Here is a 13,355-nt window from a genome sequence, read left to right as displayed (position 1 = left end):
TTTTAACTTTGGCTAAAGCGTAGTTAGTGTTGATGTAACATTAAATTTACAATTGATGATTCCAAGTTAATAAACCGAGATTTACGCCGCTCTATTCCAATTCGTTTCATCCTGCGCCAATTTAGAAGGATAAGGCCAACGCGCCCAATTGACGTAAGGAGAAAGTCATGATGGATACACACAACCCTTTAGGTACAGACGGGTTTGAATTTGTTGAATACACGGCAGCAGACAGCAAAGGCATTGAACAATTGAAAGCGTTGTTTGTATCGTTAGGTTTTGCTGAGATAGCCAAGCATCGTTCAAAAGAAGCGTGGTTGTATCGACAAGGTGACATCAGCTTCATCGTTAACGCGCAGCCCCATAGCCAAGCAGAAGCATTCGCTAAAATCCACGGCCCTTCTGTTTGCGGCATGGCGTTTCGAGTCAAAGACGCAACCACCGCACTGGAGCATGCATTGCAAAATGGTGGCAAAGAGTACAAAACCGAAATTGGGCCAATGGAGCTCAGTATTCCTGCGATATACGGTATTGGGGAAAGCTTACTGTATTTTGTTGATCGTTACGGTAAACAGAGCATTTATGACGTTGACTTCCGTTTCTATGACGATGCACAAGAGCGCTTAGCCCAGTCTGATGTGGGGCTCTACGAAATCGACCATCTGACTCATAACGTTAAGCAGGGCCATATGGATGTGTGGTCTGGCTTTTATGAGCGTATTGGTAATTTCCGTGAAATCCGTTACTTCGATATTGAAGGTAAACTCACAGGGCTAGTCAGTCGAGCCATGACGGCACCTTGCGGTAAAATTCGTATTCCAATCAATGAATCGTCCGATGACAAATCGCAAATTGAAGAGTTCATCCGTGAGTACAACGGTGAAGGCATTCAACACATCGCGCTAACCACCGATGATATTTATAAAACGGTCAAGACATTACGAGACCGAGGCATGGATTTTATGCCGACACCGGATACCTATTATGAGAAAGTCGATCAACGTGTGAAAGGGCACGGAGAAGACGTCAACACATTACGTGAGTTGCAAATTCTGATTGACGGTGCGCCAATGAAAGACGGAATCTTGCTGCAAATCTTCACTCAAACCGTGATTGGTCCTGTGTTCTTCGAAATCATTCAGCGTAAAGGCAATGAAGGCTTTGGTGAAGGTAACTTCAAAGCATTGTTTGAATCGATTGAAGAAGACCAAATCCGCCGTGGAGTACTAAGCGATGCATAAATGGATCACATTCCCTCATCGGGAGGGAGTGTGCTCTAAACAAGCACATGCTGATTTCCCGGAAGAGGCTATTTTTGAGCGTGAAGCAGGCCGGAGTGGATTCTTTGGCCCGGCAGCACATTTTCATCATCAACATGCCCCGACAGGCTGGTCTGAGTGGGAGGGCGAGCTTCGTCCGCGCGCTTTTGATTTCACTCTAGTGGAGAAAGCAAGCCAGATTACTCCTTGGGCTGTGCCGCATCTGTTGCATAACGCAGATTGTAAAATTCGTGTTTGGCGCATGGATGAAACCATGGAGTTTCTGGTGCGCAATGCGGACGGTGATGAACTGCTCTTTATTCACCAAGGGACAGCCGATCTTTTTTGTGATTACGGACATTTGCAGGTCAGTGAAGGGGATTATGTCATGATCCCGCGTTCGACGAGCTGGCGACTAGAACCCAGTGAACCGATGTTCATTCTTATGATTGAAAACACCGATGCAGCATACACTTTGCCAGAAAAAGGGATGGTGGGAAATCACGCGGTGTTTGACCCCGCAGTGCTGGAAACGCCCTCGATCAATGATCAATTCCGCGCCCAGTATTCTGAGAACAAAACGCAGGTACAGGTGAAACGCCACGATAAAGTCAGCGTGATTACTTATCCATTTAACCCATTAGACGCGATCGGCTGGCATGGTGACTTGGCGGTCGTGAAAGTGAACTGGCGTGATATTCGTCCACTTATGTCACATCGTTACCACTTACCACCGTCTGCACATACTACATTTGTAGGAGCAGGATTTGTGGTGTGTACTTTTGTGCCTCGTCCGATTGAGAGCGATCCAGGCGCGCTTAAAGTGCCGTTTTACCACAACAATGATGATTATGATGAAGTGTTGTTCTATCACGCGGGCGACTTCTTCAGTCGTGACAACATTGAAGCGGGGATGGTGACTTTCCATCCCGCGGGCTTTACTCACGGACCGCACCCGAAAGCGTTTAAAGCGGGACGGGAATATAAGAAGAAATTTACCGATGAAGTGGCGGTGATGATTGATACCCGGCATGCACTGCAGTTCTCCGATGAACTGGATAACGTTGAGAACAAAGAATACGTCTACAGCTGGCAAGGAAGTAAAGAGCAAAACAGTAAGGGGCAAGGATGAAATTAGCAACCAAGAAAAATAATACTCGCGATGGCCTGTTAATGGTCGTGAGCAAAGATTTAACGCGCTGCGTACCCGTGACAGAAATCTTCCATGCGATGAACTTAGCACCAACCATGCAAGTAGCGCTCGACAATTGGGATACGTTAGCTCCCCAATTAGAGGAGCTCTATACCGCTTTGAATGACGGTAAACTTGACGGGTACGACGAATTTGAACCGCACTACTGTGATTCTCCATTGCCTCGAGCGTATCAATGGGCGGATGGCAGTGCGTATGTTAACCACGTTGAATTGGTTCGCAAGGCGCGTGGTGCGGAAATGCCGGAGAGCTTTTGGGTAGACCCATTGATGTATCAAGGGGGCTCTGACGCGTTTATTGGTCCTTGTGACAATATAGAGTTTGCCAGTGATGAGTGGGGCATCGATTTTGAAGGAGAGGTTGCGGTTGTCACTGGTGATGTCCCTATGGGCGCAAGCATCGCTGAGGCACAGGAAGCTATTCGTCTTATTATGTTAGTGAACGATGTTTCTCTACGAGGTTTGATTCCGGCTGAGTTAGCCAAAGGGTTTGGTTTTTTCCAGTCTAAGCCCTCATCTGCCTTCTCACCTGTGGCTGTTACACCCGATGAACTCGGTGATGCGTGGTACGAAAATAAAGTGCATTTGCCATTGGTGTCGACGTATAACCACAAGCCGTTCGGCTGTCCAAATGCTGGCGTGGATATGACATTCGACTTTGCAGATCTCATTGTTCATGCCACCAAAACGAGACCGCTGTCAGCAGGTACAATCATTGGTTCTGGTACCGTATCAAACAAACAGGGAACCGACCATGGCACATCGATTGAAGAAGGGGGCGTGGGGTATTCATGTATTGCTGAAGTTCGTATGATTGAAACCATCCGAGATGGTAAACCGACGACTAATTTTATGTCTTTTGGTGACGCAATCAAACTGGAGATGTTTGATGCCGACGGTAACAGTATCTTTGGCGCGATCAACCAACAAGTGAGTCAATACCTCAAGCATTAATGGCAAATTAAAGACAAGGAAGGCGAATGAGTGAATCGATTACGCTTTATGGATATTGGCGCTCGTCTGCAGCTTATCGCGTTAGGATCTGCTTAAACTTGAAGGGACTTAATTACCTTTCAACATCGGTACATTTAGTCCGTGATGGGGGGGAGCAACACAGCGATAAATATCACCAACTCAATCAGTCGGAACTGGTTCCCGTCTTGGTGGATGGCGATATTCAACTTAACCAGTCACTGGCAATTATTCAGTATCTTGATGAATACTATCCAGATGTGTCTGTTATTCCTGAGCAGGTTTCGCTTCGCTATCAGGCGCTAGCGCTGGCTCAGGATATTGCGATGGAGATCCATCCTTTAAATAACCTGAGGGTGTTACAGTATTTGGAACGCGATTTAGGCTGCGAACCTCAGCAGAAGGCGGCTTGGATACATCATTGGATACATAAAGGCTTCACTGCCTTGGAAGAAAAGTTGCTCAAGCACCGAAGCCAGCATGGCGAGTGTCGGTTCAGCTTAACGGACTCTCCATGTATCGTAGACATATGCTTGGTCCCTCAGGTTTATAATGCATTGCGTTTTGATGTCGATATGGCGCGATACCCAGTGATCAATGCGATTGTTGACGAATGTAATCAACTATCGGCCTTTGTTGATGCCTCACCTGAACATCAACCCGATGCAAATTGCTAAAGAATAGTATTGGGCAAGACATGACCACGCCACAAAATTGCACCCTTTGGTTGCTCTGATTTACATTTCCACTTACTCTTTGAACAACTAGTTGTTTTGGGTGCAATTTATCTATGACCAACATATTTATCGTTGTTGTTCTTCTCGTTGCTTTCTTTTTTGTGATTCAAAAATACGTCATTAAACATGATGACACTCGCGATTATCCTTATCGAACTAAAGGTCCGTTGCTACGAGGCCAAGAAGGTGCGTTTTACAATGCGCTAAGAACGGCGGTTGGCGAACACGCTGTCGTGTTTGCCAAAGTAAGCATGTCGTCCTTAATCGCGCCAAAAGACATCAAAAATAAGAAGCAGTTTTTCATCGCCAGCAACCGTATCTCAAGAAGTTACTTTGACTATGTGATTTGCGATCCGCGCACATTGGAACCGCGAGTGATCATAGAGCTGGATAATGGACAGCCTCTCAACAAAGGAAAAGCAGAACGGCAAAAGCTACTGATGCATGTCTGTAAATCAGCGAATCTGCCATTGATAGGTACCTCGATCAAACACAGCTATCAAGTTGGTCGTTTACGTCGATTGCTGGCCGCACATATTGATTTGATTGAGCCGGACAAAGAGGTACGGTTTTGTAAAAAATGCGGTAGCCCGATGATCATCAAAACCGCCAGTCAGGGTGAGTTTAAAGGAAGACGTTTCTTTACCTGCAGTCGCCAACCCAACTGCACCTACACTGAAAACTACAATGTGGTCTTTGATACTGATGAGTAGTGTTTAATAACACTGCTATGGTTGTATCTCTCTCCGCGTTACTGACAGTTGGGTAGAGCTAAGCACCTTGGGAGGATGGCATATCACTTCTATACTTGATCAAAAGAAGAACAGTAGGGAAGTACTATGCGATACGGATGGTTAATTTCAGCGTTACTCATTACCGCACATGCCAATGCGTTGCCAAACATAAAGCCGTTAGAATGCGAGCTAACTGACACACCCCAAGACCATTTTTTGTTTTACCGCGAACAAATGGTTTATCACAGTGATCAATTTGTTATCTTCCAATACTTCAAAGGTCGCGTGAGCACTCAAGTCGATGTGAAAACAGGGGAGCTCATTCGTACGACGTATATCGGTGACTCTTATAGCCCCAAGTATCAAATTTTATTTGGGCAATGCCATGACGTAGAAGAAACGTTACAACTTTGGATGCTGAAACAAGTGCCTTACGACAATTGATCCAGTCATCATATGCTAACGAAGATCACACTTTTCCCCTTGGATGGAGAAGTGTTGCTGACAAAATCAGCAGAAAACAGTGGTTGAGTTTACATTTTCGCCAAACGGTTCAAAGATAGCGAATTTCTGCTTGCACCCTAAGAGGGTTATGGCTAATATCCCTCTCGTTCCAGAGAAATGCGTCCGTAGCTCAGCTGGTTAGAGTACCGCCTTGACATGGCGGGGGTCGGTGGTTCGAGTCCACTCGGACGCACCATTCTGAACTGAATGGTTAGGAACAAAAAATTTGGGTCCGTAGCTCAGTTGGTTAGAGTACTACCTTGACATGGTAGGGGTCGGCGATTCGAGTTCGCCCGGACCCACCAAATTTCGTTCTTTATGAACAAACAACAAAGCCCGCTTTTCGCGGGCTTTGTTGTTTCTAGCGTTTATAAGATAAGGCTAGAGTTCAATTTCCCTTCTTCTACTGTGAATAACTATATAAGTCATATGCAGTGACTCATATCTGGTGACCACGCTATTCTTGACGACATAAGATTTAGTGTTGTTTAGGAAGCTTGGTCATCCCGTTGGTTGAATAGCAAACTCAGGTACAGCCTGATGTGTGAAGACAAAATTTGAGCGATTCTGCATGCGGAAAACAATAAACGCGGAGGAGGGTGGATTGAGTGCCGCGTTCTTTCTTACGGCCCTCGCGCGAGTCCTTGGTTGCAGGAGTATGGTCCAAGAAAGCTGGATCATGTATTCCAGCTTTACTCTCATTTTCCTCAACATAACCCAAAATACTGAATAAACTCGCAATAGGCCTTGGTTTGTTGGTCGATGTCATCACGATAGAACTGAATAACGCTGCCAGGCCTTGCTTGCGCGAGCTTCATCAAACTTAATCTTGAAATACAGCCAAGCTTAGGGTACCCGCCCAATGTCTGACGATCGTTGAGGAGAATGATGGGCTGTCCATTAGCGGGAAATTGAATAGAACCATAGGCTATACCTTCTGATACAATACCACTTGCTCTGCATTCAATAGGTTCTCCTTCGAGACGTAACCCCATACGATCCAGCTTATCACTCACCTTGTAGGGCTTTGAGTAAAAATCTTGCTTGGCTTGGGTGCTGAACAAATCGGATTGATAAGACTCAATGACTGCTAAACAGAGTTCATCTGTGTACTTCGGAATAAAATGGCGCGGAACCCAGCTTACCTCTATACTCTCAGTTGTCGAAAGTGTCAGTTCAATATTGGGTGACAGAATATCCCCTTCTTTAAGAGCACGACCAGGACTGTCTGGTAAGCCACCCAGTGTATTCCTAAGAACGGTTGATGCACTACCAAAATGATTGTACGCATCAATCCCTCCTTTAACGGCTAAGTAAGCACGAAAGCCAGTTTTTGCATAATTCAGCTTAAGTCGTTGCCCTTTTTTAATTGTAAAGCTACGCCAATTTTCAAGTGGTTGCTCGTCGAGCGTCGCGTTCATATTGGCACCAGTCAGTGCCAATATCATGTCACATTGTGCTTCGAATGCTGCATTCCCCATTATGATTTCTAATGTCGGTGAGTTCATCGGGTTGTTTAACAATTTGTTTGCCCAACAATGTGCGTGAAGGTCTGCAGGGCCTCCTACGCTAAGCCCTAAATGGGCAACACCAAAACGACCGCAGTCTTGAATTAAACTCAACATACCTGGAGAGAGCACCCTTAATCCAGTCATAGTTCCCCTCCTAAGCTTAGAAACTCATCTCTTTGAATCGGTGTAAAGCGGACTTTGTCTCCAGCTTCAAATGGCATCATTGGGTCTCTGTCTATATTGAACAGATCAAGTGGACACTTACCAATAATTTGCCATCCTCCTGGTGTCTCTAAAGGGTACACGGCAGTCTGGCGATCTGCGATTCCGACGCTTCCTTTCGCGACTTTTAGTCGTGGCTCCGCATGCCGTGGTGAAGAAATTTTAGGATCAACGGAACCAAGAAAAGCAAAACCAGGAGCAAAGCCTATAGCACACACGGTATATTCAGTTCTTGAGTGCAACTCGATCACTTGCTCTGTAGTAAGTTTTTTGTTCTTAGCCAGTGTTGCTAAGTCTGGTGCGACATCTGAATGATAGTAAACGGGCAAGGTTACGAGTTTAGAAGCACCATTTAGCTCACTTCTCATGACTTGCTGTCCCTGCTTATGGCACCAGTCAATAAATTCATTGGCCTCAACGTCTAAAGGGTTGTACTCAATTAATACAGATGTATAAGAGGGAATGACTTCGCACACGACTTGAGAATAATGTTTCTGCACTACTTGAGTAAATATACGGAGTTTTTCTATTAATCCGGGATCAATTTCATTGCCGAAGTAAACAATTAAGCAACACTCCGATACTCTGTCTACCGTGATCTTCATTGGTCTATCAGTTTGCGTAGCTGTTGAACAGTATTGATTGATTCTTGGTTATCACCATGCACACACACAGTGTCAGCATTCAGGGATAATTCGATACCGTCAACCGTTGTCACTGTGCCTTTTTCAATTAACTGTTTCACTTGGTTAATGATCAACTGTGGTTCATGGTGGACTGAACCCGGTGTTTGACGGGGAGCAAGCGTCCCTTCACTGGTATAAGCCCGATCGGCAAAAGCTTCAAAAAGCAAGGAAATTCCAGCTTCGTCTGCGATAGACTGATAAAGAGAATTGTCTGCTTTGGCTAGGATCATCAGTGGTACGTCAAATCCTGCTTTTGCAACGCCTTCAACAATCGCACGATAAATGTTTTCGTTACTCATCATGTCGTTGTATAACGCACCATGAGGTTTAATGTAGTCAATTTTTTGCCCAAACAGCTGGCACATGCCAACCATTGCCCCCACTTGGTAAACGACTAAATGTTTCAATTCATCCGCAGTATGTGGGATAGAACGACGGCCAAAGCCTTTTTTATCATCATAACCGGGATGCGCACCGATCGAGACCCCATGTTTTATGGCACTTTGGATAGTTTTAGCCATGATGTCAGGGTCTGAAGCGTGAAAACCACAAGCAATGTTGGCCATATGAACGAAAGGCATGACTTCATCATCCATACCAATAACCCAGCTACCGTAGCTTTCACCTAAGTCGCAATTCAATTTCATTGAGGATTCTCCCTAATCTGTTTCTCTATGATTTAATAACCGTCTATTGTTCTAGATTCTGCCTGTCCCTGATAACTATCGTATTAGCAGCTTGAGTTCAGCAAACCGTGTCAGTACTACCATTCATTGGCAAGAACTAAGTCTTAACAGGGGAGGGCAGAATCAGGCTTTCTAAACAGCTTTTTTCGCTTCAGGTTGATCTTCCCATTTAGGGAATGGTAAACCGTGATTGCCTTTATAATCTGGTGACTTAGGTTGTTCCCAACCTTCGAGTAATTCACTGTCGACTGAGTAAATTTCCACACCTAACGGACGGCATACTTTAAGAGGGTCCTCAGCATCTGGTCCCCATAAATGCACAGATAAATCTCCACCGGGACAAGTTGAAAGTGCACATAGAAGGTCAATCTCGGCAAAAAACTCCAAGTAATCCCCTTTTTGCGCTGGGCAAGCCTTCATGAAGTAGTCGTCATCGGCATTTAGCCCAGTACATTGGAAAACATTCAGTACATCATGAACATCAAACTCCGTCAGACCGTAAGGCATTACTGCTCGAGTTAAGTTAGAGTGACAGTGAAAGTCAAAGTCTTCGCCTGTCAATAGTTTGTTGATGTAAGGATCGCATCGTGTACCAAGAAGATCGTGCACTCGACCGCCGTGTTCATCGACACCGTAATCAGCCAGACTGTCTGACGTAATCGTTGCCATCGGGCGCAAAAACGGCAGGTTTGACCATAGACGGTCGTAGGTTGATACGTGTGCACCTTGCAGTTGACGTGTACGAGAAGCCCACATTCTTTCACGAGGGTTGTTCAGGTTCCACATGTTAAAGTCTCCCACTTGTGCACCTTCCGTTGCGACAATACGGAATACATGACCTGCAGGTACAACCCATGCTTGGCCAGTACGAATTGGGATATCGATAGACTTTACCAAGGTTCGCTTTTGAGTTTGTGTCGCGATGTTGTTGTAGAATTCTTTGTTCACATCGAGTGCCGAACCTTTGGTTGCTTGATAAGCGGCTGGGTAAAATTTAGTCATCACATAGTCCTTTAATTAAATAGATTTAATAACCGTTGTTCGGAGTCTTCTAGGTATTTAGATAAGCATGCAGTAGCGGCTTGCCTGTTCCCATTTTTTAAATGAGTAAAAATCTCTCTATCTTTCTCTACCCAAGGTTGTTGGAAGTACTTTTCATCTGGTGCGCAGGCAAAGAGAAGGCGCAATTGGGCGATGATGGAAGCAAAAAATGTATTTATTCTATTACTAGCCAAAATACCTACGATAGATTGATGAAACCTTAAGCTGTTAGTGGCAACTTCAGTCCAATTATCTTGTTCGACTGCAATTTCCACTTTATTTAATGCGTCTTCCATAGCCAGCAAAAGGTGTTCTTCGATCGGATGGTCACTCTGGCTCGCTTGAAGTTCCAGCGTTTTCCTGACCGTAAAAATATCACTGACATCCTTCCTAGCCAGAATTTTTACTGTCGCTCCTTTGTTGCGTTTATAATCGACCAGTCCTTCACAAAGCAGTTGTCGTAAGGCTTCACGTACCGTATTACGTGAGGCTTGAAGCCTTTCTGCTATCTCAATTTCCCCCAGAGTTTGACCAACATAAAGTTTCCCTGAAATCATTTCGTCACGCAGTAGGCTAGCCACTCTCTCGAAGGCAGGTAAGTGGTCGTATTGTTTATCAAGCACAATAGGGAACATTATTTTCCTCCAGTTGACTCAGTGCATGCTGCTGATTGGAAAGGAACTTTTTCAGTCGAGGTTGATTAGACTGCAATAAAGTCTTAGGTTGGTCAGCAGCTTTGATCTCGCCATCTTCCATGAAGACAACGCGATCAGATACCTTAAATGCAAATTGCATTTCATGAGTAACGATGATCATTGTCATTCCTTCCTTGGCCAGTTGCTCCATTACTTTCAGTACGTCCCCGACAAGTTCAGGGTCGAGAGCCGATGTAGGTTCATCAAATAGCATTATGTCTGGTTTCATTGCTAACGCTCGAGCAATAGCGACACGCTGTTGTTGTCCCCCAGATAATTGATGAGGATACTTGTGAGCATGTTCGATCAAACCAACTTTATTGAGTAAAGATAAGCCAAGTTGTTTGAGGCTCTGCTCACTTCCTTTGTTATGATACAAAGGAGCCATGGTGATGTTTTCTAGTACTGTTTTGTGTGGAAAAAGGTTAAACCCTTGAAACACCATGCCTATTTTTTGAATAGACTGATAATAGCTTTTACTAGGCCGTCCTGTGGAAGTAGGCTCAAGAAATGCTTTGTCATCGAAAAGTATTGTCCCATCATTCAACATCTCCATTCCATTGATCGTACGTATCAGCGTTGTTTTTCCTGAGCCAGAAGGACCAATAATAGAAATCACTTCACCTTTTTTAACTCTTAAACTGACACCTTTTAATACTTCCTTACTGCCGTAGGACTTTTTAACTGCCGCTAGTTCAATGATATTTTTTGCGCTCGCCTCTATTGGCGGTTTTTCAATGATATCTTTGTGTGATGTCGCTAATGAAAGCTCCGACTCTGAGATGGCAATGGTTTTCTTATTGGTCACATCAAACCATGCCTCTAAACGATGGATAACCCAATCAAACACGGTCACTATAAGAACGTAGTAACAAGCGACCGCGAGAAGAGTTTCGATCACTTTGAAGTTTTGCGTATACAACCTCTGTCCAACCATGAGTATTTCAGATAGTGATATGACTGATACTAAAGATGTTAGTTTGACAATCGTGACGAACTCGTTCGAAAGAGATGGCAGTGCAATCTTAAAAGCCTGAGGTATCACTATCATCTTTTGAATGCCTGAAAAGGAAATGGCGAGCGCTTTACCTGCTTCCGTTTGTCCTTTATTGACTGATAATAATCCTCCTCTATGAATTTCTGCGATGTAGGCAGACTCACTAACGATTAAAGCGATGAGTCCGGATATAAAAGGAGAAGATAACCAGTCTGCGCTCTCGGGAAGAAATAGAGGAACGTTGTAAATCAAGATGACTAAAACTATCAACGGTAAGCTTCGGAACAGCCAAATATAGCCGCTAGCAATCACACTGATGAGTTTTATATGGGATTGTTTAGCAAGTGCCAAAATCACACCAAAGATATTCCCACAGATCCAGGTTAAGACGCTGAGCTTAATGACAAGCAAAGAAGCCTGCCAAAAGTCTACGTTCTGGAATAAGCTTGTAAAATAAGACCAATCAAATTGCATATGAAACTCCTAGTGAGAGCCCAGCCTTGCGGAAGGGCTCTGCGATTTACTTATAACGTGCCGTTCAAAGCAGCTTCAAATTCTTGCTCGCTAGGAGCCGAGACGCTGTACTTCTCAAGTAGTGCCAGGAACTCTGGAGTCTGCTCAACACTTTTTACAGCGGCTGCTACCTCACTTTTAAAGTCGTCTTGACCTTTTTTTACAGCGAGTCCAACGACAACGGGATAGATGATGTCGCTGGTCAGTTCGAGTTTTCCAGATTTGGTTGCAGCAACCTTTGCGACAGCAGCATCTTCAAACTGTGCGTCTACCATTCCAGCGATGAGTGCTTGGCTTGCTTCTGGTGAAGTCGGGAATTCTCGCACATCAATTTTACCGAGGTTATTAGGCTCACACTCGGATTTTGATACTGCGTGAAGCTTTTTGATCCAGGCTGCGCCTTGAATCGAACTTACCCGCTTACCGCAAAGGTCGCTGGGTTTAGAAGGCTTAAACGCACCAGTTTTAGAAGCGAGAAGCAAGCCGCCAGTTTTCATATAAGGGATGTAATCAATTTCTTTTGCTCGCTCTGGAGTGACGTAAAGTGTTGAGGCAATCACGTCAAATTTACCCAGATTAACTCCCATGATTAAATTTGCGAACCGTGTATCTAAAAAGGTTGGTTCTTTATTCAACTCATTGGAAACAAGGCGCATGAATTCAGCATCAAAACCAGATGCTACTTTTCCTTCAAGATAGTTGTAAGGGGGGTAGGTGAGATCGGTGCCTATCTTTAAGCTACTTTGTGCAGCAATGCTTGTGCTTAGCATTGAAAGTCCTAAGCCGAATGCTGCAACAATCGCTTTCTTGCTCTTCAATATACTCATATGACTAATTCCTTTTAGATATTTTCATGCTTATTGTTCAACAATAATTGTTGAACAATGTATAAGGAATATTTGTGCCAACTTTAAAATAAAGGCTAAGACGCTGATTTTATGTGGTTTAATTAAATTTAGTGCTGGTTAGTTTACGTATACATGCACTGAGGTGGTGCGACTTTCCCCATAAGTGAGCATCAAAAGAACCTAGATATCAAACGTTCTAGATTGAAGGATCAGCAGTTTCTAGAACAAAGATTGAGCCACTTTAGGAACTCATAACGAGTGGAAAGGTAACGTTAGGTAAACGTGAGTAACAGGCAGGTTTAATGTACCTTCCAGGATTATTATCGAAAAGCATGGTACCTCGAAATCACGCTGTTGGTTGTCAAAAGCGCTATGGCTCGAACAAAAAGTGGAAACAAAAGTATGGTTACCACAAGCGTTCACTGTCTGAAGCCGCCATGTATCGAGTGAAGCACTACACGGGGCATCACTGACTTTGCGTCACTACAATGCACAAGTAGGGAGAGTTACGTCATGATTAAGACGTTAAATAAGCTTACTGGGCTAGGTATGCCCGAAACTCAGTATATCGTTTAAAAGATAGCCTATTTAGGTAGAGGTAACTCTTAAACAGAACTCCGCAACAAAGCCTCTCGTCGCTTAAAGCGGGGTAGATCGAATGGATATTAACTAATACAACATTGATTTACGCCTAACCAAAAGCACAAGGGTAGAAACCAAATAAGGGCTGGTAAACCA

13 protein-coding genes, 2 tRNA genes and 2 pseudogenes are annotated in these 13,355 nt (G+C 44.3%); 9 read left to right on the top strand and 8 right to left on the bottom strand.

The features are described from left to right. Positions 1-167: 167 nt before the first annotated feature. The 8 genes from hppD (at position 168) to ONE56_RS07660 (ending at position 5,723) form a co-directional block, all read left to right on the top strand. Positions 168-1,241 (top strand): 4-hydroxyphenylpyruvate dioxygenase, encoded by a 1,074-nt coding sequence (hppD, locus tag ONE56_RS07695; RefSeq protein ID WP_041155521.1) that lies wholly within the window; start codon positions 168-170, stop codon positions 1,239-1,241. Further along, positions 1,234-2,391, top strand: a complete 1,158-nt coding sequence (locus ONE56_RS07690) for a homogentisate 1,2-dioxygenase (protein ID WP_423839612.1) — start codon at positions 1,234-1,236, stop codon at positions 2,389-2,391. Before hppD ends, ONE56_RS07690 begins: the two co-directional genes overlap by 8 nt. Further along, complete coding sequence (locus ONE56_RS07685; RefSeq protein WP_423839611.1) at positions 2,388-3,425, top strand: fumarylacetoacetate hydrolase family protein; 1,038 nt, start codon at positions 2,388-2,390, stop codon at positions 3,423-3,425. Before ONE56_RS07690 ends, ONE56_RS07685 begins: the two co-directional genes overlap by 4 nt. A gap of 26 nt (positions 3,426-3,451) precedes the next feature. Then, positions 3,452-4,120, top strand: coding sequence for a maleylacetoacetate isomerase (gene maiA, locus ONE56_RS07680; protein ID WP_423839610.1), 669 nt, complete (start codon positions 3,452-3,454; stop codon positions 4,118-4,120). 113 nt (positions 4,121-4,233) lie between these two features. Further along, positions 4,234-4,893 carry a DUF2726 domain-containing protein gene (locus ONE56_RS07675; protein WP_041155524.1) on the top strand — a complete coding sequence of 220 codons (660 nt, stop codon included), beginning with the start codon at positions 4,234-4,236 and terminating at the stop codon, positions 4,891-4,893. A 126-nt stretch (positions 4,894-5,019) separates the two neighbouring features. After that, positions 5,020-5,358 carry a hypothetical protein gene (locus ONE56_RS07670; protein ID WP_041155525.1) on the top strand — a complete coding sequence of 113 codons (339 nt, stop codon included), beginning with the start codon at positions 5,020-5,022 and terminating at the stop codon, positions 5,356-5,358. A 179-nt stretch (positions 5,359-5,537) separates the two neighbouring features. Further along, positions 5,538-5,614: transfer RNA gene (locus ONE56_RS07665), tRNA-Val, on the top strand. Positions 5,615-5,646: 32 nt separating this feature from the next. Continuing rightward, positions 5,647-5,723: transfer RNA gene (locus tag ONE56_RS07660), tRNA-Val, on the top strand. Between the two features lie 402 nt (positions 5,724-6,125). Here the strand turns inward: ONE56_RS07660 and ONE56_RS07655 are convergent. The 8 genes and pseudogenes from ONE56_RS07655 to ONE56_RS07620 form a co-directional block, all read right to left on the bottom strand. Then, positions 6,126-7,073 (bottom strand): biotin-dependent carboxyltransferase family protein, encoded by a 948-nt coding sequence (locus tag ONE56_RS07655; RefSeq protein ID WP_423839609.1) that lies wholly within the window; start codon positions 7,071-7,073, stop codon positions 6,126-6,128. Further along, positions 7,070-7,756 (bottom strand): 5-oxoprolinase subunit PxpB, encoded by a 687-nt coding sequence (gene pxpB, locus ONE56_RS07650; RefSeq protein WP_041155527.1) that lies wholly within the window; start codon positions 7,754-7,756, stop codon positions 7,070-7,072. The genes ONE56_RS07655 and pxpB overlap by 4 nt, the downstream gene beginning before the upstream one ends. Beyond that, positions 7,753-8,484, bottom strand: a complete 732-nt coding sequence (locus ONE56_RS07645) for a 5-oxoprolinase subunit PxpA (protein ID WP_041155528.1) — start codon at positions 8,482-8,484, stop codon at positions 7,753-7,755. The genes pxpB and ONE56_RS07645 overlap by 4 nt, the downstream gene beginning before the upstream one ends. 171 nt (positions 8,485-8,655) lie before the next feature. Then, entirely contained in the window at positions 8,656-9,525 is an 870-nt protein-coding gene (locus ONE56_RS07640; RefSeq protein ID WP_415679344.1) for an urea carboxylase-associated family protein, read from the bottom strand. A gap of 11 nt (positions 9,526-9,536) precedes the next feature. Further along, positions 9,537-10,199, bottom strand: coding sequence for a GntR family transcriptional regulator (locus ONE56_RS07635; RefSeq protein ID WP_423839608.1), 663 nt, complete (start codon positions 10,197-10,199; stop codon positions 9,537-9,539). Then, on the bottom strand, positions 10,180-10,962 hold the full coding sequence (locus ONE56_RS07630; RefSeq protein ID WP_245228396.1) for an amino acid ABC transporter ATP-binding protein: 783 nt from the start codon (positions 10,960-10,962) through the stop codon (positions 10,180-10,182). Before ONE56_RS07630 ends, ONE56_RS07635 begins: the two co-directional genes overlap by 20 nt. Positions 10,963-11,085: 123 nt before the next feature. Continuing rightward, positions 11,086-11,730 (bottom strand): annotated as a pseudogene (locus tag ONE56_RS07625) (amino acid ABC transporter permease); the annotation flags it as partial. Positions 11,731-11,780: 50 nt separating this feature from the next. After that, positions 11,781-12,596, bottom strand: coding sequence for an ABC transporter substrate-binding protein (locus tag ONE56_RS07620; protein ID WP_423839607.1), 816 nt, complete (start codon positions 12,594-12,596; stop codon positions 11,781-11,783). 359 nt (positions 12,597-12,955) lie between these two features. On the opposite strand from ONE56_RS07620, the pseudogene ONE56_RS07615 reads away from it, so the two are divergent. Beyond that, positions 12,956-13,193, top strand: a pseudogene (locus ONE56_RS07615) (IS5/IS1182 family transposase); the annotation flags it as partial. Positions 13,194-13,355 lie beyond the last annotated feature (162 nt).

The organism is Vibrio mytili (genome assembly GCF_049563345.1).
GTDB lineage: Bacteria > Pseudomonadota > Gammaproteobacteria > Enterobacterales > Vibrionaceae > Vibrio > Vibrio mytili.
Note: the sequence above shows the minus strand (reverse complement) of the source record. Positions and strands in the feature narration are given on the sequence as shown.